Source organism: Paenibacillus glucanolyticus NBRC 15330, from assembly GCF_004000885.1.
GTDB lineage: Bacteria > Bacillota > Bacilli > Paenibacillales > Paenibacillaceae > Paenibacillus_AQ > Paenibacillus_AQ glucanolyticus.
Genome location: NZ_BIMC01000004.1, coordinates 237,693 through 260,404 on the forward strand (window position 1 = coordinate 237,693; position 22,712 = coordinate 260,404).

General features: G+C 49.8%; 26 protein-coding genes and 1 riboswitch. Of the genes, 25 read left to right on the top strand and 1 reads right to left on the bottom strand.

The genetic code is table 11. The features are described from left to right. Positions 1 to 35: 35 nt before the first annotated feature. The 8 genes from spoIIAA to PGL02S_RS09160 all read left to right on the top strand — a co-directional run bounded on the left by spoIIAA (position 36) and on the right by PGL02S_RS09160 (position 6,625). Entirely contained in the window at positions 36 to 389 is a 354-nt protein-coding gene (spoIIAA, locus tag PGL02S_RS09125; RefSeq protein ID WP_006209410.1) for an anti-sigma F factor antagonist, read from the top strand. After that, positions 386 to 844 (top strand): anti-sigma F factor, encoded by a 459-nt coding sequence (gene spoIIAB / locus PGL02S_RS09130; RefSeq protein WP_006209411.1) that lies wholly within the window; start codon positions 386 to 388, stop codon positions 842 to 844. The genes spoIIAA and spoIIAB overlap by 4 nt, the downstream gene beginning before the upstream one ends. An 11-nt stretch (positions 845 to 855) precedes the next feature. Next, positions 856 to 1,611 (top strand): RNA polymerase sporulation sigma factor SigF, encoded by a 756-nt coding sequence (gene sigF / locus PGL02S_RS09135; RefSeq protein ID WP_006209412.1) that lies wholly within the window; start codon positions 856 to 858, stop codon positions 1,609 to 1,611. 176 nt (positions 1,612 to 1,787) lie between these two features. Beyond that, the gene (locus tag PGL02S_RS09140; protein WP_006209413.1) at positions 1,788 to 2,432 is read left to right on the top strand and encodes a stage V sporulation protein AA; all 645 of its coding nucleotides are present in this window, start codon (positions 1,788 to 1,790) and stop codon (positions 2,430 to 2,432) included. Further along, positions 2,429 to 2,857, top strand: a complete 429-nt coding sequence (locus PGL02S_RS09145) for a stage V sporulation protein AB (RefSeq protein ID WP_006209414.1) — start codon at positions 2,429 to 2,431, stop codon at positions 2,855 to 2,857. The genes PGL02S_RS09140 and PGL02S_RS09145 overlap by 4 nt, the downstream gene beginning before the upstream one ends. Before the next feature lie 24 nt (positions 2,858 to 2,881). After that, positions 2,882 to 4,525 carry a spore germination protein gene (locus PGL02S_RS09150; protein WP_006209415.1) on the top strand — a complete coding sequence of 548 codons (1,644 nt, stop codon included), beginning with the start codon at positions 2,882 to 2,884 and terminating at the stop codon, positions 4,523 to 4,525. Between the two features lie 117 nt (positions 4,526 to 4,642). After that, positions 4,643 to 5,974, top strand: a complete 1,332-nt coding sequence (gene lysA / locus PGL02S_RS09155; RefSeq protein WP_006209416.1) for a diaminopimelate decarboxylase — start codon at positions 4,643 to 4,645, stop codon at positions 5,972 to 5,974. A gap of 219 nt (positions 5,975 to 6,193) precedes the next feature. Beyond that, on the top strand, positions 6,194 to 6,625 hold the full coding sequence (locus PGL02S_RS09160) for a peptidylprolyl isomerase (protein ID WP_006209417.1): 432 nt from the start codon (positions 6,194 to 6,196) through the stop codon (positions 6,623 to 6,625). An 83-nt stretch (positions 6,626 to 6,708) separates the two neighbouring features. On the opposite strand, the gene PGL02S_RS09165 is transcribed toward PGL02S_RS09160, so the two are convergent. Continuing rightward, positions 6,709 to 7,104 (bottom strand): acyl-CoA thioesterase, encoded by a 396-nt coding sequence (locus PGL02S_RS09165; RefSeq protein WP_036637027.1) that lies wholly within the window; start codon positions 7,102 to 7,104, stop codon positions 6,709 to 6,711. A gap of 225 nt (positions 7,105 to 7,329) precedes the next feature. Beyond that, positions 7,330 to 7,512: riboswitch (FMN riboswitch) on the top strand. Positions 7,513 to 7,896: 384 nt separating this feature from the next. On the opposite strand from PGL02S_RS09165, the gene ribD reads away from it, so the two are divergent. From ribD to PGL02S_RS09250, 17 genes are all read left to right on the top strand, one after another. Continuing rightward, complete coding sequence (gene ribD / locus PGL02S_RS09170) at positions 7,897 to 8,997, top strand: bifunctional diaminohydroxyphosphoribosylaminopyrimidine deaminase/5-amino-6-(5-phosphoribosylamino)uracil reductase RibD (RefSeq protein ID WP_036636802.1); 1,101 nt, start codon at positions 7,897 to 7,899, stop codon at positions 8,995 to 8,997. A gap of 27 nt (positions 8,998 to 9,024) precedes the next feature. After that, complete coding sequence (gene ribE, locus PGL02S_RS09175) at positions 9,025 to 9,693, top strand: riboflavin synthase (protein WP_036636804.1); 669 nt, start codon at positions 9,025 to 9,027, stop codon at positions 9,691 to 9,693. Between the two features lie 45 nt (positions 9,694 to 9,738). Continuing rightward, complete coding sequence (locus PGL02S_RS09180) at positions 9,739 to 10,977, top strand: bifunctional 3,4-dihydroxy-2-butanone-4-phosphate synthase/GTP cyclohydrolase II (RefSeq protein ID WP_006209421.1); 1,239 nt, start codon at positions 9,739 to 9,741, stop codon at positions 10,975 to 10,977. A 255-nt stretch (positions 10,978 to 11,232) separates the two neighbouring features. After that, positions 11,233 to 11,700: a 6,7-dimethyl-8-ribityllumazine synthase gene (gene ribH, locus PGL02S_RS09185; RefSeq protein ID WP_006209422.1), complete on the top strand. Its 468-nt coding sequence runs from the start codon at positions 11,233 to 11,235 to the stop codon at positions 11,698 to 11,700. A gap of 65 nt (positions 11,701 to 11,765) precedes the next feature. Next, positions 11,766 to 12,557, top strand: a complete 792-nt coding sequence (locus tag PGL02S_RS09190; protein WP_006209423.1) for a segregation and condensation protein A — start codon at positions 11,766 to 11,768, stop codon at positions 12,555 to 12,557. After that, the gene (gene scpB, locus PGL02S_RS09195; RefSeq protein WP_006209424.1) at positions 12,526 to 13,131 is read left to right on the top strand and encodes an SMC-Scp complex subunit ScpB; all 606 of its coding nucleotides are present in this window, start codon (positions 12,526 to 12,528) and stop codon (positions 13,129 to 13,131) included. Before PGL02S_RS09190 ends, scpB begins: the two co-directional genes overlap by 32 nt. A gap of 192 nt (positions 13,132 to 13,323) precedes the next feature. Then, positions 13,324 to 14,004 (top strand): DUF2953 domain-containing protein, encoded by a 681-nt coding sequence (locus PGL02S_RS09200; protein ID WP_006209425.1) that lies wholly within the window; start codon positions 13,324 to 13,326, stop codon positions 14,002 to 14,004. Next, complete coding sequence (ytfJ, locus tag PGL02S_RS09205) at positions 13,977 to 14,420, top strand: GerW family sporulation protein (RefSeq protein WP_006209426.1); 444 nt, start codon at positions 13,977 to 13,979, stop codon at positions 14,418 to 14,420. The genes PGL02S_RS09200 and ytfJ overlap by 28 nt, the downstream gene beginning before the upstream one ends. A gap of 198 nt (positions 14,421 to 14,618) precedes the next feature. Then, on the top strand, positions 14,619 to 15,806 hold the full coding sequence (locus PGL02S_RS09210; protein ID WP_036636808.1) for a D-alanyl-D-alanine carboxypeptidase family protein: 1,188 nt from the start codon (positions 14,619 to 14,621) through the stop codon (positions 15,804 to 15,806). A gap of 60 nt (positions 15,807 to 15,866) precedes the next feature. Then, entirely contained in the window at positions 15,867 to 16,499 is a 633-nt protein-coding gene (locus PGL02S_RS09215) for a nucleoside recognition domain-containing protein (RefSeq protein ID WP_006209428.1), read from the top strand. 6 nt (positions 16,500 to 16,505) lie between these two features. After that, the gene (locus tag PGL02S_RS09220; RefSeq protein ID WP_006209429.1) at positions 16,506 to 17,039 is read left to right on the top strand and encodes a spore maturation protein; all 534 of its coding nucleotides are present in this window, start codon (positions 16,506 to 16,508) and stop codon (positions 17,037 to 17,039) included. 146 nt (positions 17,040 to 17,185) lie between these two features. Next, positions 17,186 to 17,524, top strand: coding sequence for a hypothetical protein (locus PGL02S_RS09225; RefSeq protein WP_006209430.1), 339 nt, complete (start codon positions 17,186 to 17,188; stop codon positions 17,522 to 17,524). Positions 17,525 to 17,545: 21 nt separating this feature from the next. Further along, positions 17,546 to 18,301, top strand: a complete 756-nt coding sequence (locus PGL02S_RS09230; RefSeq protein WP_006209431.1) for a pseudouridine synthase — start codon at positions 17,546 to 17,548, stop codon at positions 18,299 to 18,301. Positions 18,302 to 18,426: 125 nt separating this feature from the next. Beyond that, entirely contained in the window at positions 18,427 to 18,954 is a 528-nt protein-coding gene (locus PGL02S_RS09235) for a redoxin domain-containing protein (RefSeq protein ID WP_036636810.1), read from the top strand. After that, positions 18,951 to 20,654 (top strand): cytochrome c biogenesis protein ResB, encoded by a 1,704-nt coding sequence (gene resB / locus PGL02S_RS09240; RefSeq protein ID WP_036636812.1) that lies wholly within the window; start codon positions 18,951 to 18,953, stop codon positions 20,652 to 20,654. Before PGL02S_RS09235 ends, resB begins: the two co-directional genes overlap by 4 nt. Beyond that, complete coding sequence (gene ccsA / locus PGL02S_RS09245; RefSeq protein ID WP_036636814.1) at positions 20,641 to 21,894, top strand: cytochrome c biogenesis protein CcsA; 1,254 nt, start codon at positions 20,641 to 20,643, stop codon at positions 21,892 to 21,894. Before resB ends, ccsA begins: the two co-directional genes overlap by 14 nt. 100 nt (positions 21,895 to 21,994) lie before the next feature. Then, entirely contained in the window at positions 21,995 to 22,711 is a 717-nt protein-coding gene (locus tag PGL02S_RS09250) for a response regulator transcription factor (RefSeq protein ID WP_036637029.1), read from the top strand. Position 22,712: the final 1 nt, after the last annotated feature.

The following is a 22,712-nucleotide window of genomic DNA, read 5'->3' on the forward strand; positions in this document are numbered from 1 at the left end:
ATCTTTGTTCATGTCAGGGAGGAGAGTGAGCAAACATGAATCTGCAGGTTGAGATGGAGCATCACAGGCATATTCTGATCGTCCGTCTATCCGGGGAACTGGATCATCACACGGCCGATCATGTCCGGATGCAGCTGGAAGAAGCCATTCAGAGACGTCAAACAGAGCACTTGGTGCTGAGCTTAAAGGAATTGGACTTTATGGACAGCTCAGGTCTCGGGGTCATCCTGGGACGCTATAAATTCATCAAGCAAAAGGGTGGAAAGATGGCGGTATGCGATGTGAAGCCGCAAGTTTACCGCTTGCTTGAAATGTCGGGGCTGTTCAAAATCATGCCGATATATGAGAACGAGGGTACGGCACTCTCGGGTTTGGAGGTAGTGTCATGAGTGAAGGAAGAGCACAGCATAATTTTATGACTCTGCAGTTTGCCGCAAAGTCGGAAAACGAATCCTTTGCCCGTGTCGCCGTAGCTGCGTTCATCTCCCAGTTGGATCCTAACATGGATGAGCTCAGTGACCTGAAAACGGTGGTTTCCGAAGCGGTCACGAACAGCATCATCCATGGCTATGACAGCGATCCGGTGGGCGTTGTCAAGATTGAGGCTTCGATTGACGGGGATATGATCACGCTGCGCGTTGAGGATTCGGGTCGAGGCATTGAAGATTTGGAAATGGCGAAGCAGCCGCTTTATACATCCAAGCCGGAGCTGGAGCGATCCGGCATGGGATTCACGATCATGGAGAATTTCATGGACGAATTTGAAGTGGTCAGCGAACCAGGCAGCGGTACGTCGATCAAAATGAAAAAGAGGATCGAATCTAAGAAAGCTTTATATAATTAGGGGTTGGACAAATGGATGCCGATGTGAAGAAAACTTCGCAGACTTATTTGGACGACGCGGAGGTCAAACGACTCATTGCACTTAGCCAAAGCGGGGATAATGTCGCCCGGGATACGCTCGTCAACTGTAATATTCGTCTTGTCTGGTCTGTCGTTCAGCGGTTCATGAACCGGGGGTATGAGCCTGATGATCTATTTCAAATCGGCTGTATCGGTCTCCTGAAGTCAGTGGACAAGTTCGATCTCAGTTATGACGTAAAGTTCTCTACCTATGCCGTACCGATGATTATCGGAGAAATTCAGCGTTTCTTGAGAGACGACGGGACCCTGAAGGTCAGCCGGTCGCTCAAGGAAATGGCGAACAAAGTCAGGAAGAAGCGGGACGAGCTGTCCAAGCAGCTGGATCGTCTGCCTACGGTGAAAGAGGTTGCCGAAGAGTTAGGGGTAACACCAGAGGAAGTGGTGTTCGCCCAGGAGGCGAATAAACCACCGACCTCGATTCATGAAACCGTATTTGAGAATGACGGAGATCCCATTACGCTGATGGATCAGATAGCCGATGAATCGCAGGAACGCTGGTTCGACAAGCTGGCCTTGAACGAAGCGATAGGCGGCTTGACCGAGCGGGAGCGGCTCATTGTGTATTTGAGGTATTACCGGGATCAGACACAGTCGGAAGTTGCCAGCCGGCTGGGGATATCCCAGGTACAGGTATCGCGGCTTGAGAAAAAAATATTGCAGAGCATTCGAAACGAGATTGCGCAGTAGCGCTTCCTTTTTTCTATATAAGCCTGCTCCATTCGGCGCCGCCCTTAGGGTGGCGCTTTTTTGCGTTTCCGAAGCTGTTTTTCAAGTGGCCGAAAAAAGAAAGTATGGTAAATCCGAGTAGAAACGAGGAGGATTTCCCATACTAACGGTAATTTAGCAGTAAAGGAGTGTTTCGGATGAAGGTTAATCCCACTCCGACGGTGTTTCTGCAGCTCCGGAGCCGCATCCGGTTACCGAGAGATCAGACCGTCAAATTAGGTGATGTTGCCTTCATAGTCTGTGAACCCGAATGGGAGAGAAGGCTTAGAGACCTGCCGCTAACGCAGCCGAAGGATATCGATGGCAACCGGCTCGTCATGGATCTGATTCAAATCATACCGAAGATTCAGAAGGTGATTCCGGGCGCCCATATTGAAACGATGGGAAATCATCATACCCTCGTGGAGCTCGTAGGACCTGACAGCAAACGATCGAAACTCTGGTTTCCGCTAATCTGGCTGCTGTTGTTTTTCGGGTCCGCACTAACCATCATGAACTTTCATGCAGACGTCAATATGCTCGAGGTACAAATTCGAATCGTCGAAATGGTGACAGGGAAAAGAGACGAGCATCCATACTTGTTTCAAATTGCGTATTCCCTGGGTCTCGGTTTCGGGATGACGGTGTTCTTCAATCATTTGTTCAAGAAAAAATGGAATGAGGAGCCGACCCCGCTTGAGGTGGAGATGTATCTTTACCAGGAAAATTTGGACCAATTCGTGGTTGCCGAGGAATACCGGAAAATGAACACCGCGGCTAAACCACCGGGTGAAAAACCATGATCTTGTCCATTCTCCAGGCTATATTCACCTGTGTTCTCGGCGTAGCGGGAGGCATTGCAGTCGGCGGCGGAGTGATCGCGCTCATCATTGTGCTGGACATCATTCCCAGACTGTCTCAGCTGACCGGAACCTATAACCGGGTGCATTGGTATGAAGGTGCGCTGATTGCAGGGTCTTTCATTGGAACGGTGGCAGATTTCTGGCGATGGTCCGTTCCGCTGGGTCCGATCGTGAGTACCGTAATCGGGTTGATGTGCGGCATTTTTATCGGCATGCTGGCAGCCGCGCTGACGGAAGTTCTGAATGTGCTGCCAATCCTGGCCAAGCGGCTCCGGTTAAAGGGGTATCTGTTCGGACTTCTGATGGCCATGGTGGCAGGCAAGGTGGCGGGCTCCCTGTTCGACTGGTTCGTATTCAGCAAATGATAGTTTATGGCTAGGAGGTAGGTTATGGACGATAAAACAGCACATAATGACGGCAACGTTGATCTGGTTAAAGATATTCCGATTGTTCCCCCATCGGAGATTAAAAAGTTGAATGAAGAGGCGCTGAAGGAGAAGAGGGAAGCCGAAACCTCTGACAGCACCAAGGAATCGGTCATCTATTGGCAGCAGACGGACGATGTTCCCGCGAAGCTGAGCGATCTGAAAGAAACGCTTAAGGAAGTGATCGGCCTCGGAGTCTCGTTTGATGTGATATTCCGCGAAATGAATTTTGCTGGCAGAAATGCAGGGCTTCTCTTCTTGAACGGGTTCACCAACGATATGGTGGTGACGGAAATATTAACCCGATTGACGTACCTGAAGCCTGAGGACGTAAACAACCAGGCGCTGAACGAAATGATGAACCGATATATTCCTCATGTCCAGGTGGAACGGGATACGAGGCTCAGCAAGGTAATTGACGAGGTTCTCTCGGGCCTATGCGCCCTGTTCATCGAGGATGCCCATTCCGCCATCATCCTGGACACCCGGAAATATCCGGTTCGGGGACTTGAAGAGCCTGCGGTCGAACGTGTCGTTCGAGGCGCCCGGGACGGGTTTACGGAGACGCTTGTGACCAACGTGAATCTGGTCAGGAGACGGGTTCGTGATCCCGGACTGCACGTGGAGATCATCAAAGTGGGAAGGCGGACGAGAACGGACGTCAGTCTGGTCTTCATCGATGACATAGTCGACCGCACCCAAGTTGAGGCTATTCGCAATAAAATCGAGGAAGTGGATTTGGAAGGATTGCCCCTAGGCGATAAGCAGCTGGAGGAAGCGATTGTGAACAAGGGATGGCACCCCTATCCGCTTGTCAGGTATTCTGAACGGCCTGACGTAGTGTCCTCGCATCTCCTCGAAGGCCGGATCGTGGTCATGGTGGATACTTCTCCGAGTGTGATGATTATGCCGACCACGTTCCTCGATCTCTGTCAGCATGCCGAGGAGAACCGACAGACCCCGTTTATGGGAACGTATCTCCGCTGGATACGCTTTATTGGTATATTTGCATCCATGTTCCTGCTGCCGTTGTGGATGCTCTTGGTGATCCATCCGGAAATGAAGCCACCCGGACTGGACATCCTCGGTCCGCAGAAGAATACGGAAATTCCGATTATTATGCAGTTTCTGATCGTTGAGTTCGGTGTGGACCTGCTGCGGCTCGCTGCCGTTCATACGCCGACGCCGCTGGCCTCGGCGATGGGGTTGATCGCTGCCATTTTGGTTGGCGATATCGCGGTTAAAACCGGATTGTTTGTCAACGAGGTCGTTCTGTATATGGCGGTTGCGACCATCGGGATGTATGCGACCCCGAGTTACGAGCTGGGGCTTGCCAACCGGATGGTCAGACTGATTCTGCTGATTGCCACGGCCTTGTTTGGAGCAAAGGGCTTTGTCATAGGGACCACACTTCTGATCTTGATTCTGACCACCCACCGCTCCTACAACTCCTCTTACCTGTGGCCATTCATACCATTTAGTGCAAAAGCAATGGGCGAAATTTTATTCCGGAAACCGCTGCTGATGTCCAGAAGAAGGCCGGCTATCAATAAAACCCGTGACAACACAAAAATGGGCTCTGACATGAATCCGCGAGGAGAGCATTAACAATAACACAAATGTTGTGTTGAAAAATCCATTTTGCTTCGCTTACGTTGTCTGCTATACTGTGAACAATTATTCGGTTATCCTATTTTGAAACAATGGATCGGAGGAATTGTAAGCATGTTTTTACACGGTACAAGTAAGATCAACGATCAGGGGCATTTGGAAATCGGCGGGTGCGACACATCCGATTTGAAAGCTCAATATGGAACACCACTATATATTGTAGACGAGCAGTCGGTGCGCAACCGCTGTCGGGAATATATCGAGGCATTCAATGCTTCCGGGTTGAAATTCCAAGTCGCGTATGCAAGCAAGGCGTTTTGCGTCATGGCTATGTGCCGCTTGGCGGATGAGGAAGGCATGTCGCTTGACGTGGTTTCCGATGGCGAGCTGTACACAGCGCTGCAAGCAGGATTTCCTGCGGAACGGATTCATTTCCACGGGAACAATAAGACGCCGGAAGAGATTGAAATGGCGCTTGATGCACATATCGGCTGTTTTGTAGTGGATAACGTGATTGAACTGCACATGCTGCAGGCCATTGCAGCCGAGAAGAACCGCACCGTTAACATTCTGCTTCGCGTGACACCGGGTGTTGAGGCTCATACGCATGAGTATATCTCCACAGGTCAAACCGACTCCAAGTTTGGTTTTGATATCGGTAACGGCTCCGCATATGAAGCGGTAAAGCTTGCAGAAGCACAAGGGAACATTAACTTGATGGGCATTCATTCCCACATCGGCTCCCAGATTTTTGAGGTGGAAGGCTTCCAGATGGCCGTTCAGCGTGTTGCCGAGTTTGCTTCTTCTGTAAAAGAAGGCTTGGGCGTTGTGTTCAAGGTTGTAAATCTTGGCGGCGGGTTTGGTATCCGTTATGTGGATGGAGACACTCCGCTTCAAGTATCCCAGTATGTAAAAGCGATTACGGATGCGGTGAAAACTCACTTTGCTGGTCTGGGTTCCGAGCTTCCTGAAATTTGGGTGGAGCCGGGCCGGAGCATCGTTGGCGATGCAGGCACCACGCTGTACACGGTGGGCACAAGCAAGGATATTCCAGGCGTACGCAAATATGTTGCCGTAGATGGCGGGATGACGGACAATCCTCGTCCGGCGTTGTATGAATCGAAATATGAAGCAGTGCTCGCCAACCGTGCTAACGATAAGGTTGAAGAAACCGTGTCCATCGCTGGCAAATGCTGTGAAAGCGGGGATATGCTGATCTGGGATCTGGATCTTCCGAAGGTAGAGACAGGTGATTTGCTGGCTGTATCCTGTACAGGTGCCTACAACTACTCTATGGCAAGCAACTACAACCGTATCCGCAAGCCGGCAGTCGTATTTGTGAAGGATGGCCAGAGCAATCTGGTCGTACGCCGCGAGTCGCTTGCAGACATCATCAGTAACGACATCGTGCCTGCGAATGTGGCAAAAGAAACCGTAACGAGCTAAATAATCACCTCAGTTAGATATGAAAAGCCATTCCATCAGAGGGCCCGCCAATGCCTCAGGGCTGCGGTCAGGGCTCTTTGGTGTGCCTGTTCAGCTCGACAGGGCGGGTGCGCGAGGACAAGTTCATTTTGCTTCGAGGCTCAATTCATAGTAAACTATAAAATGCATTATGTAACAAAACTACTGAAGCGGTCTAATAACGGAAGGAGATACACCTATATGGCAAAAAAAGCGAAGATCACACTGGAAAACGGTAAAGAGGTATTGCTTGATCTGTTTGAGAACGAGGCGCCGAACACGGTAGCCAACTTTGAGAAATTGGCTAACTCCGGTTTTTATAACGGCCTTGTATTTCATCGCGTAATCCCTGGCTTTGTCGCTCAAGGCGGCTGTCCGCAAGGAACAGGTGCCGGCGGTCCGGGTTATACCATCAACTGTGAGATTAACCCTAACAAACATGAGCGTGGAAGCTTGGCTATGGCGCATGCAGGCCGTAACACAGGCGGCAGCCAGTTCTATGTATGCTACGAGCCGCAGCCGCATCTGGACGGTCAGCATACTGTGTTTGGTAAAGTTGTGGAAGGCATGGAGTACGTGGATGCATTCAAGGGCCGCGACAAAATGGAAAAAGTAGAAGTATACGAAGCGTAATTGTTAGCTTCCGGATTGGACAGGCGCACCTTAGGGTGTGCCTGTTTTTATGATGATGGTAATTAGAAAATCGGGGATGCGGATTACGAAGGAAATAATCTGCGAAGCTCCTCCGGAACTGATCTGCTTTTGCGAGTATGGGGATCCATGGCTACACTGGTTACCTCTGCATCTGCACACAGTTCACCTTCCTTGTTGTGGATCTGCTGCAGCATGACATAACTCGTCCGTCCGACAGATTTCGGCTCGGTCGAGATGGTCAACCGATCGCCTTGACCGCACTCCTTGCGATAATTGATATTAATGTTGACGGTTACGGTTTGGACACCGAGTTGTTTTAGCACGTCATACCGGAGGTCCCCTGCCTCGTACCATTCTTCTCGGCCCCATTCGAGATACTCCAGGTATTTAGCATTGTTTACATGTCCATTGACGTCAATTTCCGTAGGTCGGACGATGATGTCCAGGGATGTTTTCATCGTTGTTTGCTCCTTTTTAACAGAGATCAATACCTCATGTTTATCCATCAATTATGTTCTCTCTTACGACAGGATACTCCTGCTCCCAGCGCATCATTTAAGAAAACAGCAGGTCATGGGAAATGGATATTAAAGTTATGTGCTTAAAAAAAGTTAGTGGTTTTTCCTTGCAATTTTCAAAAGGTGGTGATAAGATTCATCATAAGATAAAACAACTTCATAAGTTTAATCCTTCGGGGCAGGGTGAAATTCCCTACCGGCGGTGATGAATGCAGTGGGCTTAACGTAATGTTAGCCAATGACTGCATCTTAGTCCGTGACCCGGATACGTGTGTGAATGACACCGTATGCGGTGGACCTGGTGCAAATCCGGGACCGACAGTATAGTCTGGATGGGAGAAGGAGTGAAAGACACATTGGCGGCAGCAAGTGCAGTCGTGTCTATGCACAGATCGTGACATGCGTTATGTGCAGGTTTTCACATGCGAATCAAAGCAGGCTTTGGCGATTATTTGTTGTCGCTGTGTATGGCTTTGAGTTGTTTGTTGTAGGCAAAACCTGCGTTCATGACGGTTATTTACCTTGTCATCCTTTAACTTCCATCAAGCCCTGTTCCGATTCTTCTGAATCTGAAGCAGGGCTTTTTTAGATATCAGAGAGTATGCCCCCTTTGAAACAGGGGCTTTTATGATATCGCAAGACCAATTACTGCTAACTGCAGTCTAACAATGTGGAATGTACATCGATCACTTTATTTTTTATGGAGGTTGTGAGAGGGGGCCCATGTGTACCATGGATATCGTCAACGATGAATTCTATATGTCACTTGCACTGGACCTGGCCGAACGTGCTCAAGGACAGACCGGTATCAACCCGGTTGTCGGCTGTGTCATTGTGAAGAATGGTGCGCTTGCAGGAGTGGGAACCCATATGGAGCGTGGAACCCCGCACGCCGAGATTCATGCTTTGAACATGGCCGGAACCAAAGCGGCTGGCAGCACGGTGTATGTGACGCTGGAGCCTTGCAGCCACTACGGAGCGACACCTCCTTGCAGCGAAAGGTTGATCGCCGAAGGGGTCAAGCGAGTGGTCGTTGCGTGTGAGGACCCGAATCCGCTCGTTGCGGGCAAAGGCATCCAGATGCTGCGGGCAGCCGGAATCGAGGTCGTGACAGGGATCTTGAGAGAACGTGCGCTTCGCTTAAACGAAGCCTTCATTAAATTCATTACGACGGGTCAGCCGTTCGTCACGTTGAAGACAGCAAGCACGCTGGATGGCAAGATTGCATCGAAAACCGGTGACAGCAAGTGGATATCGAGCGAAGAATCCAGGGAGCTAGTTCACACACTTCGTCATCGTCATCAAGGCATTATGGTCGGGGTGTCCACGGTTATTGCGGACAATCCAAGCCTGACAACGAGACTGAGTGTTGGAGGGCTGCATCCGGTCAGGATCATTGTGGACTCCAGCCTGCGAATGCCGCTTGATAGTCATGTGGTATCGGACGGAACGGCGCCCACCTGGATTTTGACAACGGAGCAGGCAGATGAAGGCAAGCGGACATTGCTGGAGGAGCGGGGTGTTCAAGTGATCCCATGCGGGGAAGGTCCGCGCGTTGATCTGAAGGCGGCCATAGCGAAGCTCGGCCAGATGGGCATTTCCTCGATTCTGCTTGAAGGAGGCGGCACACTGAACGGCGCCATGCTGGAACAGAAGCTTGTGGATCGGCTTATCCAGTTTATTGCCCCAAAAATCATTGGAGGGTACGATGCTCCGGGGAATTTCATGTTTAGCGGTTATGAGCAAATGAACCAAGCCATTGTGCTGACAGGGCTTGAAAGTAAAAGACTGGGCGACAATATTTACATCACCGGCATTCCGGTCTGGATGTAAGACATCGGGAAGGAAGGAGGGAAGCCTGTGTTTACGGGATTGGTTGAGGAAATAGGTGAGATGAGGCGAATTGGCCGCAAAGGCGAAGCCATGCTGCTGAGCATTTCGGCCAGCCGGATCATGGAGGATTTGAAGCTGGGTGACAGCGTGTCGGTCAATGGCGTATGCTTGACTGCAACGACGATAGATCGAGGGATATTTACGGTTGACGTAATGCCTGAAACCTATAGAAATACCAACCTTAAGGAGCTTCAACCAGGTGGAAAGGTGAATCTTGAACGGGCAATGGCGGCCGGAGGCAGATTCGGGGGCCACATCGTCCAGGGACATGTGGATGGAGTCGGCGTGATTCGCAGCGTGCAGGCTGATCAGAATGCGGTGGTCTATGAGATTGCACCTTCGCAAGATGACGTGTTTAAATACATCATCCCCAAAGGTTCGGTTACACTGGATGGAATCAGCTTGACCGTTGTGAAAACAACGGATTCCTCCTTTACGGTTTCCATCATCCCCCACACGCTGGCCGAGACTGTGCTGGCCTATAAAAAAGCGGGCGATACGATTAATATCGAATGCGACATTCTTGGTAAATATGTGGACCACTTGCTGCATTACGGCTCGGAGGGTGCGGGCAGCAGACGTGGGCCGAACCCGGGAATCAGCAGGGATTACCTTGCCGAGCATGGATTTGCCTAGCTGATATTCATACAGGTATCTCCATGAGAAGAAGGAGGAGTAGCAATGGAAGAGCGCTTTTCATTTCATACCATCGAAGAGGCGTTATCAGATTTGAAGGAAGGCAAGGTTGTCATTGTAGTAGACGATGAAGACCGTGAGAATGAAGGGGACTTCATCGCACTTGCCGACAAGGCAACTCCGGAAGTCATTAATTTCATGATTACGGAAGGCCGGGGGCTGGTATGTCTGCCGATGACGCAGTCCCGGGCACAGGAGCTTGATCTTAAACCGATGGTTACCCAGAACACGGACTATCATGGAACGGCCTTTACGGTTTCTATTGATCATAAGCATACCACGACAGGCATCTCCGCTTATGAACGGTCCGTGACCGTTCGGGGCATCATGGATTCAAGCGCAACCGCGGCTGATTTTCGCAGACCGGGGCATATGTTTCCCCTTATAGCCAAAGACGGCGGAGTCCTTCGCCGGGCCGGCCATACAGAGGCTGCTGTAGATCTTGCCAGATTAAGCGGGTCCTATCCTGCCGGGGTCATCTGTGAGGTGATCAAGGAGGACGGTACAATGGCACGACTTCCGGATCTGGTGGAGATTGCCAAGAAACATGACTTGAAGCTGATCAGCATCAAGGATCTGATTCATTACCGCAATGAGAAGGAAAAGCTTGTCCAGCGAGAGGTATCTGTACGGATGCCTACCGATTTCGGCGTGTTCCAGGCTGTTGCCTATACCAACGATGTGGACAATAAAGAGCATATTGCCTTGGTGAAAGGGGAGATTGACGGCAGCGAGCCTGTCCTGGTGCGTGTGCATTCCGAGTGCCTGACAGGTGATGTGTTTCACTCCCATCGCTGTGACTGCGGTCCTCAATTCGAGGCGGCACTCCGTCAAATTGATGAGGCGGGAAGAGGCGTTCTTCTCTACATGCGTCAAGAAGGGCGTGGCATTGGCCTGATCAATAAGCTGAAAGCTTATAAACTGCAGGAAGAAGGTCTGGACACGGTTGACGCGAACCTAAAGCTTGGCTTTGCCGCCGATTTGCGGGATTACGGCATCGGAGCTCAGATTCTGAAGGATCTGGGCGTAAGGCAGATCCGCCTGCTGACAAACAATCCGCGCAAAATCAAAGGCTTGGAGGGCTATGGCCTGGAGGTCGTGGAACGCGTGCCGATCCAGATGCCGGAGAACGAGGATAACACCGGTTATCTTCATACGAAGCAAGCGAAGCTCGGTCATATGCTGAAATTCGATGATATCGAGCAAAACGAGAGCACCAACTAATCACCAACAAAATAAAAGGTCAATCTGGTTTTTTGGTTGCTACTTAGACAGACCGAGCGAAGAGGACGGAATGCTGCTGGAGAAGCGTTAGCGGTCGCCTTTAACTCCTGATTTCCACCTTGGAAAATAAATCCTGAAATCAGGAGTTAACAGCGATCGGAAGCAGCAGCCGTCAGCGCAGCGGGCTTCAAGGAGCAATTGTAAACACCAGTGAGACCTTATATAAACTCCAATCCGAAAGGAAGTCATCCCATTATGGCAACAATATTTGAAGGTAAATTAGTATCCGAAGGTCTGAAATACGGTATTGTCGTGGGTCGTTTCAATGAATTTATTACCAGCAAGCTGCTGAGCGGCGCACTCGACGCATTGAAGCGCCACGGAGCCCAGGAGAATGAAGTCGATGTGGCCTGGGTGCCGGGAGCGTTTGAAATCCCGCTCATTGCCCAGAAGATGGCAGAAAGCGGCAAGTATGATGCCATAATCACCCTGGGAACCGTCATCCGCGGCTCCACTACCCATTATGATTATGTGTGCAACGAAGTGGCTAAGGGCGTATCGGCCATTAACCTGAAGACCGGCGTACCTACCATTTTCGGTGTGGTAACGACAGAGAATATCGAACAAGCCGTGGAGCGTGCGGGAACGAAAGCCGGTAACAAAGGCTGGGATTCAGCCATGGCGGCCATCGAAATGGCAAACTTGACGAAAAGCCTAAAATAGTGCTTATTTAATGTAGTGCTCTTTTTCAGAGCACTGCATTTTATTTTTTGGCGGGAGGATTCACCGTGACCGTATTATACAAGCTGGAAACGTTTGAAGGACCGCTCGATCTGCTGCTGCATTTGATTGATAAAGCGGAAATCGACATCCAGGATATCCCCGTCAGCGAGATTACCGAACAATACATGGCCTATTTGCACAATATGCAGGAGCTGGAGCTCGAAATTACAAGCGAATTTCTGGTAATGGCTGCAACGCTGCTGTCTATAAAGAGCAAGCTGCTGCTTCCGAAGCCCCCGGTTATCGAAATGGACGAGTTCGATTTTTATGATGAGGACGACATGGATCCGAGAGCGGAGCTTATACAGAAGCTGATCGAATATCGCAAATACAAAGGCATTGCCCGCCATCTTCATGAGAAGGAATGGGAGCGGAGTCTGATCTACTCCAAGGAAGCGGAAGACCTCACTCCTTTTATGCCTGAGGTGGAAGAGAACCCGGTGCTGGGGCTGCACATTTCAGATTTGATCAGTGCTTTTCAAAAAGCGTTAAACAAAGCAGTCAAACGTACATCGTATGCCCGTATTCAGCGGGATGAAATATCGGTAAAGGATCGGATTCGTCAAGTCATGGATGCCCTGGAGCAAGTGGGACCGGGAGGACGTGTGCTGTTCTCCAAGCTGCTTCACGAAGAGATGGAACGGCATGAAATCGTAGTGACTTTCCTGGCCATTTTGGAATTGATGAAAATGAAACAGATATTGTGCTATCAAGAGAAGTTGTTTGAAGATATTGTCATGGAGTGGAGAGGGGAAGAACGTGTTGATGGATTATCCGAAGCTGAAATCGATTATTGAGGGGCTTCTGTTCCTATCGGGGGAAGAGGGCTTGTCGGTAAGGCAAATTGCTGAGATCACCGAGCAGTCGGATGGCCTGGTTGGCGAAGCGCTTGAGGATATGAAGGAGGAGTGGGAGCGTCAGGAGCGCGGAATTCAGATTGTTCAAATCGCGGGAAGCTATAAAATGGCTACATTGTCTGAGCATGCGCCGTATTTTGAACGCCTGGCCTATTCGCCTTCACGGTCTTCACTGTCTCAAGCAGCGCTGGAAACACTCTCCATCGTTGCCTATCGGCAGCCGATTACGCGCGTAGAGATTGAAGATATTCGCGGCGTTAAGTCCGAGCGGGCAATTCACACCCTTGTCAGTAAAGGTTTGATCGAGGAAGTCGGGCGAGCGGAGGCGATTGGCAGACCCATTCTGTATGGTACAACCAAATCGTTCCTCGAATATTTCGGACTTGCCAATATCAAGGATTTGCCGGAGCCGTCGCAGTTTGAGGATACCGATAATCTGGAAGAGGAAACGCAGCTGCTGTTTGATAAGCTTGATGGTCGTCAGCTTACATTTGATGATGTGGAGGAAAGCTAGCCATTATTCAATATTATAAGCCTTAAGTAAGAGCTGATCCTGGGCGTGGTGAATTCACCGTCCGGGATTTTTTTTTGATTGAAAGTACATGAAATCGGGAACCTGGGATCGTTTTCGCATCATTTTGAGGAGATTTTGCCATACTAAGCCAAGCGGATTACATTTTACTAAGTTCGTTTTGGGGGTTACTTTGTGAGGGTTTGGATTTTTCTGGCGGTCGGTCTGGTTGTCCTCCTCATCGTATTGCTGATCGTTGTGCTGAGTTCCAAGATAACGATTAAGCTGGATGTGGTTCTAAGAAAAGATGAATATAAAGCGTTAGCGGAACTTAAGATGATTTTCGGTTTGATTACGCGCAAATATGAAGTCCCCTTTCATCTGGCCAACGGTGGCATTGAATATAAGAAGGAGACCGTTCCCGGAGAACAGGGGATCCCGTTAGGTTCTAACAAGGAGAAGATTTCTTCAAGCAGAACCATTCGATACAGGGATTATGTGCGGGCATTATTATCGACGAAAGGTCTTAAAAAATGGGTTAAGCAGACGATGGCGGCGGTTCATCTCATGGATGTCCGATGGTCGACGCGGATTGCCTTGGAACATGCGGCAGATACGGCCGTTGCAACCGGGATGCTGCATGGGGTGAAGCATACGCTTCTTGGATGGATGTCCCACCGTTTAAACATGAAGGACATGCCTCAAATCGATGTAGTGCCGATATTTAATGGCCCGCCGCAAATTTCCACTGAACTATACTGTATAGCGAAAATCTCCTGCGGAAAAGCTATGTATGCTGGACTGGTACTTATAGTTCGCGTGTTAAAGGTGAAAGGAGGAGTTAGATCATGGCAGAACACCCTATTCAAGGCTTGATGCAAACGGCAATGGAGAACATCAAGGGAATGGTGGACGTAAATACGATCGTTGGCGACCCCGTTAATACACCTGACGGCAGCGTAATCTTGCCCATCAGTAAAGTGGCCTTTGGTTTTGCAGCTGGCGGCAGCGACTACAATGTTGAAGCCGGTGGCACACACCATCATTCCACAGACGGGACGCATAGCGACCATATTTCCCATCCTTTTGGCGGAGGCAGCGGCGGTGGCGTATCCATCAGACCGATTGCTTTTCTAGTCGTAGGAAAAGAAGGCGTGCACATCGTGCCGCTGGATAACCAGACCCATCTGTTCGAACGGATCATTGATTCAACCCCGTATTTGCTTGAGCAAATTCAGTCGATGTTTCAAACAGGCAACAGCACTGGCACAACACCACCGCCTGCGTACTGATTGGAGCAAGCATATCCCTTCCGTTCCTAACGGAAGGGATTTTTGCCGTTAAGATGATGCGTGCAGGAAAACCTCCTCTAAATAACGCCCCATGGCAACTGTATAAATCCGTCGATAGACGTTTCTCTGATGAATTGGACATACCTTAAGCGAAGGCGACATATACTTGTACAAGATTTCTGAACACCGGAGGATAAGATGATGAAAATGAAATGGAAAAAAGGCAAGTCCTTGTTATCCATGTTAATCGCTGTATGCTGCTTGCTGGTTACGATTGCGCCCGTGGTGTATGCAGATCATGAGAAAGGGCCAGCGAACCATGCTCAGGCCGCAGCGCTGATCGATGTGACTTCCGGGAGGATGCTTTACAGCAAGAACGGTGATGAGCGCTTAAGAATCGCCAGCCTGACAAAGATTATGACAGCCATTGTGGCGATTGAACATGGCAAGCTGGACGACCGTGTCAAGATCTCCAAAAATGCTTTTGCCAAGGAAGGCTCCTCTATCTTTTTGAAGCTGGGCGAGGAGATGACCCTTGAGAATTTACTGTTCGGCCTCATGCTTCGTTCGGGTAACGATGCCGCTACAGCCATTGCCGAGCATGTCGGCGGTACAGAGGAAGGCTTTGTGATGCTGATGAACGAAAAGGCAGCCCAGCTTGGCATGACGAACTCGCATTTCATGAACCCGCATGGACTGGATCATGACGAGCATTACTCTTCGGCTAATGATATGGCCAAACTGACGGCTTACGCACTCAAGAACCCTGTTTTTAGTGAAATTGTCAAAACACCAACCAAAAAAGCGCCTAATCCAAACGAGTCATGGGACTACAAGTGGGACAATAAGAACAAAATGCTTCGTTTCTATGAAGGGGCCGACGGTGTTAAAACTGGCTACACCAAAAAAGCATTCCGCTGCCTGGTGAGCTCCGCCACCCGGAATGGCCAGCAGATTGCAGCCGTAACGCTGAACGATGGTAATGACTGGAACGACCATTCCAACATGCTGGATTACGGATTTGCCCATTTTCCTCTAAAGAAGGTTACCGAAAAAGGGCAGAAAATCCAGGGATACACCCTTGTCACGGGAAGTTCCTTCACCTATGCGTTTGCGCATGATGAGGAGAGTCGCCTGGTGAAGAGACTCGTTCTGCATAAAGCGACTGCGCCGGATGTTTCGTTCGGACTTCGCGGCCATATTGAACTGCTGCTGGATAACGTCAGCATAGGTAAAGTTCCTGTTTACGAAGAAGGAAGCAGGCTTCCTGAAACCCCGGACGTCATGCAGAAGTCCAGAAGCACATCCGGACCGCTGGGTTCGTTGTCATTATGGCAGTCGGCCGGAGAAGTGATCAGGCATCTGTTCAGGGCCAATCATAACTAGTCTTCGCTGAAGAGTTGTTTACACTCTCATGCAGCGAGGCATCGAACTGGGGGCGAAGAGATGATTAATTTGATTTGGATGGGGATGATACTGGTCGGGTTTGGTTTTGCGGCTATTAACGGGAACATTGACAGCGTCACAAAAGCCGCATTTGACGGAGCTCAAACAGGGGTGACAGTCTCCTTCGGTCTGATCAGCATACTGGTGTTCTGGCTTGGCATGATGCGGCTGGCAGAAGATTCGGGCCTGCTGAAAAAGGTTGCCAAGCTGCTGGGGCCAGTTGTTCGCTTTCTGTTCCCGGATGTGCCCAAGAATCATCCCGCGATGGGTTATATACTGTCAAATATGAGCGCTAATTTGTTCGGTCTGGGCAATGCGGCAACGCCGATGGGAATTAAAGCGATGCAGGAGCTTCAGAAGCTGAATCCGGACAAGGAGACGGCTTCTCCAGCAATGTGTACGCTGCTTGCATTAAATACAGCCAGCATTACGCTAATTCCCACCACGCTGATCGCGATCAGGCTGAATTATGAATCGGCCAATCCTTCAGAGATTGTAGGCACCACGTTATTGGCTACAGCCGTTGCTACTGCGGCAGCAATTATGGCTGACAGGTGGTACCGCAGACGCACGATTCGTCGCCAGAAGGCGCCGGGAATCGGTACAAGCCTGGGCCCGGACGTAAAGGGGTGATGAACTTTGCTGTCTTGGATTAACCTCGTATCCGCATGGTCCATTCCCGTCATTATCGCCTTCATTCCTCTGTACGCTTATACACGCAAAGTTCCCGTATATGAATCGTTTGTGGATGGAGCCAAAGACGGTTTCTCCACGGCGATTGGGATCATTCCGCATTTGGTCGGCATGATGGTGGCAATCAGTGTTTTCCGATCTTCCGGCGCGCTGGAGTTTTTTGTGGGCTGGACGGGCCCTTTTCTTCATTCATTGGGAGTGCCAAGCGAGATACTGCCGCTAGGCATACTCCGTCCCCTGACAGGCACCGGTTCACTTGCCTACACCACGGAACTGATCAGGGCATACGGCCCGGATTCCATGATTGGCCGGATCGCTTCGACTATACAGGGGAGCACGGATACAACCTTGTATGTGCTGACCGTTTATTTTGGCGCAGTTGGTATTCGCAACGGACGTTATGCGCTGAAGGTGGGGCTGTTCTCCGATTTGGTTGGGTTTATTGCCGCAATCGCCGTTTGTTTGCTGGTTTTTGGTTAGCCCTATATCCTATGGAGTGTGCGATGGTATGATAAGGTATGCAACAAGACGGGACGTTTTTCGATGTAACAGGACGTATGCCTATACCCTTGGTTTCACGGTGTCATATACTGCTGCAATTACGAATTGTAGTGGGGGTGGCGCAAGTGGAATTCGAGGGTTTTGTTATTCATCATACCGTATGCGAGCAGGAGCCGCCGAATTGGGATTTCAAGATCCACCCGGATGGGTCGGTTTCTTCCTCGTCTGTGCTGATGCGGCGGGGTCACATACACATCTGCCTGGAAGGAGACTTCAATCTCGGTTACGAGTCCATGAATTTGGATCAGAAAACCCAGCTTTTTACCGCCAGCAAAATCATTTTGGAGCTATCCAGGCTTCATGATATTTCTCCGCTATACTTATTTCCACACTCCGACTCCTGCCCTGGAGCACATTTTCCATGGAACGCGCTTGTGATTTATCCTGTCGATGGTTATCATTAGGGATGAGGTGACCTAACGAACATGGAGAGATTACAGAAAATTATGGCACAGGCCGGAGTCGCTTCCCGCCGCAAGTGCGAGGAATTGATTCTTGAAGGCAAGGTGCAGGTGAACGGAGAGACCGTTACCGAACTCGGCACGAAGGCCGATCCAGCCCAGGATATGATCACGGTTTCTGGCAAACCGATCAAGCATGAGAAAAAGGTATATGTCATGCTGAATAAACCGAAGGGAGTCATTACGAGTGCTTCTGATCCCGAAGGTCGAAAAATTGTATCGGATTATCTGAAGGGCATAAAAGAGCGCGTCTATCCGATTGGACGATTGGATTACGATACAGAAGGACTTCTGCTGCTGACCAATGACGGCGAATTTGCCAATCTGCTCAGCCACCCCAAATATCATGTGCCAAAAACCTATTTGGCTACTGTGAAAGGGGTGCCTCATGGCACTGAGCTGGACAAGCTGCGCCAGGGGATTATGCTGGAGGACGGCATGACATCGCCAGCCGAAGTGGAATACAAGGATGTTGATCCTGATAATAAGCAATCCGTTATATCCATCACCATTCACGAAGGCCGTAACCGTCAAGTGAGAAGGATGTTTGAGGCCATTTCCCATCCGGTATTGCGCTTGAAACGAATCTCTTACGGGGATCTGCTCCTACAAAATTTAAAACGTGGCTTGTACCGCCATCTAACAGCGGATGAAATCAACCAGCTCATGCAGATGGCCAAAGCCGCGAAGCCAGGCGGGAATCCGAAGAAAAAACGTTAAACCCGACACATAATATTCAAAATGGCGAGCGGCGTTTATGACAAATTTCGTTATAATTGTTCATAGGATGTTCACACCCGTAGTATACGATATGATGAATGTCATAGAAAGGAAGCTGCTGCTTTATGGGCAAATCGAAGAAAAGCGTACAGATTGTTATTCTGCTTGCCATCATCCTGGTCGGAGTGTACGCCGTTGCAACGGTTGTATTCGGCTCTGACGAGGTTCCCAAAGTGGGACAGAAGGCAGCGGATTTTGAACTTCTAGGCATGGATGGCAAAGTACATACCATGAGTGAATATGAAGGTAAAGCCAGGGTTATTAATTTCTGGGGCACCTACTGTCCGCCATGCGTGCGGGAAATGCCGGCTCTTCAAGCTCAGTGGGAGAAATGGAGCAGTCAGGGCGTTGAGATCATTGGCATAAATGTGGGAGAGAACAAGATGACCGTTGAGAATTTTGTGGCTCAGACGGGAGTTCAGTTCCCCATCTTGATGGACCCTAAGCGGGATGCCGTTGCCAGCTTTGGCGTCGGACCCATGCCAACAACCTTCTTTGTTTCCGCCTCCGGCAAGATAGACCATATTCGTATAGGCGAACTGGATTTGAACACCCTTGACAAACAAATTGAACAGTTGGTGAATGCGAAATGAGTCAAGGTTCCAAGCCTTTGATCCAAAACACAAAGTGTGATTGCGGACACCAGAATCCGACGGGGACGGTCCTTTGCGAGGCATGCGGCAAGCCGTTGACCGAAGAAGCAGAGGCCCAGCCGGTTCTGGAAATGCGTTATGACGGGGTGGCCCGTCGATCACAAAAAGCAAATCCCGGTATTATTGATCGGGTATGGAATTTCTTTTCTTCGGTAAAGGTAGCCATTTATTTGATCTTGCTGACCCTGATTGGCTCCTCTTTGGGGACCATTTTTCCGCAAGAGAGCACATTCCTCAATATTGACCCCTCGGTTTATTACAAAGAGGAGTACGGGCAGCTGGGGCATATATACTACTTGCTCGGGCTGTCACATACATACACATCATGGTGGTTCGTGCTGCTGCTCGTCATGATCGGCGCATCGCTTGTCATCTGCAGTCTTGATCGCGTGCTGCCGCTCTACAAGGCACTCAGCAGACAGCGTATCCCGAAGCATATGTCATTTCTTACCCGTCAGAAAGTTGTCTATCAAGGGCAGGTTGGGGAGGATGGAGCAGAGTGGGTCGAACGGGTGAAGCCGATGATCAAGAAGAAGGGCTACCGGGTTCGCACGGACGGCGGGACGCTTCTGGCAGAGAAGCAGCGGTTCAGCCGCTGGGGTCCTTATGTGCTTCATATCGGTCTCATTATATTCCTGCTTGCAGTTCTCGGACGGAATTTGCCCGGACTGCACATGGACGAGCACATGGCATTTCCCGAGGGGGAACCTGTGCACATCAAGAACACCAGTTATTATTTGTTGAATAATGGATTTAAGGTTGAATTCTACACGGAAGAGGATATGCCTGAAGAATTCAAAGGCAAGAACAAAGTGCTGCCAAAAGAATTCCAAACCCAGGCTGTTCTGTATATGTGTGAGGCCAATTGCGATGGACTGGATAAAGAGCCTCAGCTCGTGGAATTGACACGCCATAACATTGAGGTTAATCATCCGCTCAATTACAAAGGGTTTAAAGCTTACCAATTCGATTATGACCTGACCCCGATTCTTCGTACGGTTTCGCCGGTGCTGATTGATAGTAAGAGCGGTAAAGAATTTGGCAAGATTACATTATCGATCAATGATCCCCAGAGGGAGTATCAGGCAGGGGAATATACGTTAACGCTTACACAATCCTTTACTGATTTTGGACTTGGCGATAACGGTAATCCGGTCAACCTGTCACCCAACCCGAATGCGCCTGCATTCTTATTTCTGATTAAGGGGCCTGATCTGCCGAAGGAAGGCATTCAATACTTCTACTTTCCCAAGCAGCTCGATAAGGAACGGTTCAATCAGGAAGCAATCAATGCACAGCTGGCGGGTGGGGAGTCGCTCGTATCGCTGGACGTACTCAGCATGGATGATGTGGACTTTTCGGAATCTACGACGTATTTGAACATTCGTGTGGATAAAGCGATGCCATTCATATGGGTGGGTTGTTTTATCGGCATGATTGGATTGATTATGGGCTTTTATTTCACCCATCGCCGGATCTGGCTGCGTATTGATAACGAAACACTGACTCTCGGCGCACATACGAACAAAAACTGGTTTGGGCTTCGCAAGGAAATCTCCGCGATCCTCAAGCAAATGAATATCGAAGTCGATGAAAAGTCATTGGAGAATAACAGGGGGAGTAAGGATGAAACTAATTGAGTTTAGCGGCGACGCCTTTATTGTAGCCTTTACCTTATACTGCGCGGCATTCATCATGTATGCACTTGCCGTTATGGGACGCCGGTTCCGTAAACGGGATCCGGAAGCTCATTTGGCTAAGTGGGGCAAGATTGCATTTGTTACAGCAACGATCGGTTTAATCGGCCACTTGCTGTACTTCTTTACAAGATGGGCAGGCTCGGGGCATGTGCCTGTCAGCAACATGTATGAGTTTATGTCCTTCTTGTCGATGGCCATCATGATTGCTTTTCTTGTCCTTTATTTTATCTACAAAAAATCGCTGCTCGGATTGTTTGCATTGCCGCTGGCTATACTGATCATGGCTTATGCAGCCGTATTTCCGCAGCAGGTACAGCCGCTCATTCCTTCGCTTCAATCCTACTGGCTGGGGATTCACGTGACATTGGCGGCGCTGGGTGATGCGTTTTTTGCCGTCGGTTTTATAGCCGGATTGATGCACCTGCTTCGTACCGTTAACTTTAGCGGAACTGACAAGGGCTCGCGCAGGGAACAGCGCTGGCTTGAGCTCTGCATGTTTGCCATCGTGGTACTGATCGGATTTATTTTGTCGGTATACAGCTTCCGTGCGGGCGGATATCAGGCCGAGTTTAATCAGACATTGGTTGACCCGAAGACAGAAAATAGTACAATAGTAAAAGTGGAATATAACATGCCTCCACTTGTTGCACCATATAAGAGTGAGACGGAGAGTATGCAATCCTTCCTGGGCATGAAATCTCCGCTCATGGAAGCTCCGTCATGGATGCACGGGGTGAATGCAGGACGTAAGCTGAATACAGTAATATGGTCGCTGCTCAGCGGTTTGATCCTGTACGGTCTGCTCCGTCTCATTCTGCGCAAGCCGCTGGCGAAGTTCATCCAGCCTGCGCTCGGCAGACTGGATCCGGATGATCTGGATGAGATCAGTTATCGCGCCATTGCGATTGGTTTCCCGGTATTTACGCTCGGCGGACTCATATTCGCCATGATCTGGGCGGAAATTGCCTGGGGCCGATTCTGGGGCTGGGATCCAAAGGAAGTATGGGCGCTTATCACCTGGCTCTTCTACAGCGTATATCTCCATCTGCGGCTGTCACGGGGCTGGCAGGGCAAACATTCCTCTTGGCTGTCCGTTATTGGCTTTATCGTTGTCATGTTCACGCTGGTGGGCGTTAACTTGATTATTGCGGGCCTGCACTCTTATGCCGGAACCGATTAATGGTTAACTTAATAGCAATGAATTAACAATCAGAAGGGCCCTTTCCTATTCAAGAGGGCCACTTCTGATTTTCCCTATAAACATGAAGGAGCTGCTGCCAATGTCAGAGCACGGAAATCGTATCCTTGTTGTAGATGATGAAGAACGGATTCGTCGATTGTTGAAGATGTATCTGGAGAAGGAAGGTTATGAAATCGAAGAGGCGGAGGATGGGGAGACCGCGCTTCGCAAAGCCAGCTCAGAAGATTATGGACTTGTTATTCTGGATGTCATGCTGCCCGGCATGGATGGCGTCGAGGTGTGCACGCGTCTTCGTCAGGTGAAGTCTACGCCGATCCTGATGCTGACTGCCAAGGGCGAGGAGATCAATCGCGTACAGGGCTTTGAAGTGGGGGCCGACGATTATGTCGTGAAGCCGTTCAGTCCGCGCGAGGTTATCTATCGTGTAAAAGCTATTTTACGCCGGTCTTCAGCGACTGCCTACCTGAGCAAGGAAACGAATCCAAGCAACAGCATCGTATTCCCGCATCTCGTCATAGAGCACGACGCTCACCGCGTGACGGCAGGAGGACACGAAATCAGCCTGACGCCGAAAGAATACGAACTTCTTCACTATTTGGCATCCTCGCCAGATAAAGTGTTTTCTCGTGAAGAACTGCTTAAGGATGTATGGAATTATGAGTTTTTCGGTGATCTTCGCACAGTGGATACCCATGTGAAGCGATTGCGCGAGAAGTTGAATAAGGCATCCTCCGATTCCGCAGCGATGATTACAACCGTGTGGGGAGTGGGCTACAAGCTGGAGGTACCGAAGTAAC

Bases quoted from the DNA above. Each gene is read 5' to 3' on its own strand.
- PGL02S_RS09230 (WP_006209431.1), top strand. From the start codon at position 17,546: ATGGAGAGATTACAGAAAATTATGGCACAGGCCGGAGTCGCTTCCCGC.
- ribH (WP_006209422.1), top strand. From the start codon at position 11,233: ATGGCAACAATATTTGAAGGTAAATTAGTATCCGAAGGTCTGAAATAC.
- PGL02S_RS09210 (WP_036636808.1), top strand. From the start codon at position 14,619: ATGATGAAAATGAAATGGAAAAAAGGCAAGTCCTTGTTATCCATGTTA.
- spoIIAB (WP_006209411.1), top strand. From the start codon at position 386: ATGAGTGAAGGAAGAGCACAGCATAATTTTATGACTCTGCAGTTTGCC.
- resB (WP_036636812.1), top strand. From the start codon at position 18,951: ATGAGTCAAGGTTCCAAGCCTTTGATCCAAAACACAAAGTGTGATTGC.
- ribD (WP_036636802.1), top strand. From the start codon at position 7,897: ATGGATATCGTCAACGATGAATTCTATATGTCACTTGCACTGGACCTG.
- PGL02S_RS09235 (WP_036636810.1), top strand. From the start codon at position 18,427: ATGGGCAAATCGAAGAAAAGCGTACAGATTGTTATTCTGCTTGCCATC.
- PGL02S_RS09160 (WP_006209417.1), top strand. From the start codon at position 6,194: ATGGCAAAAAAAGCGAAGATCACACTGGAAAACGGTAAAGAGGTATTG.
- PGL02S_RS09215 (WP_006209428.1), top strand. From the start codon at position 15,867: ATGATTAATTTGATTTGGATGGGGATGATACTGGTCGGGTTTGGTTTT.
- ccsA (WP_036636814.1), top strand. From the start codon at position 20,641: ATGAAACTAATTGAGTTTAGCGGCGACGCCTTTATTGTAGCCTTTACC.
- scpB (WP_006209424.1), top strand. From the start codon at position 12,526: ATGGATTATCCGAAGCTGAAATCGATTATTGAGGGGCTTCTGTTCCTA.
- ytfJ (WP_006209426.1), top strand. From the start codon at position 13,977: ATGGCAGAACACCCTATTCAAGGCTTGATGCAAACGGCAATGGAGAAC.
- PGL02S_RS09150 (WP_006209415.1), top strand. From the start codon at position 2,882: ATGGACGATAAAACAGCACATAATGACGGCAACGTTGATCTGGTTAAA.
- PGL02S_RS09165 (WP_036637027.1), bottom strand. From the start codon at position 7,104: ATGAAAACATCCCTGGACATCATCGTCCGACCTACGGAAATTGACGTC.
- spoIIAA (WP_006209410.1), top strand. From the start codon at position 36: ATGAATCTGCAGGTTGAGATGGAGCATCACAGGCATATTCTGATCGTC.
- PGL02S_RS09145 (WP_006209414.1), top strand. From the start codon at position 2,429: ATGATCTTGTCCATTCTCCAGGCTATATTCACCTGTGTTCTCGGCGTA.
- lysA (WP_006209416.1), top strand. From the start codon at position 4,643: ATGTTTTTACACGGTACAAGTAAGATCAACGATCAGGGGCATTTGGAA.
- PGL02S_RS09250 (WP_036637029.1), top strand. From the start codon at position 21,995: ATGTCAGAGCACGGAAATCGTATCCTTGTTGTAGATGATGAAGAACGG.
- PGL02S_RS09180 (WP_006209421.1), top strand. From the start codon at position 9,739: ATGGAAGAGCGCTTTTCATTTCATACCATCGAAGAGGCGTTATCAGAT.
- PGL02S_RS09140 (WP_006209413.1), top strand. From the start codon at position 1,788: ATGAAGGTTAATCCCACTCCGACGGTGTTTCTGCAGCTCCGGAGCCGC.
- sigF (WP_006209412.1), top strand. From the start codon at position 856: ATGGATGCCGATGTGAAGAAAACTTCGCAGACTTATTTGGACGACGCG.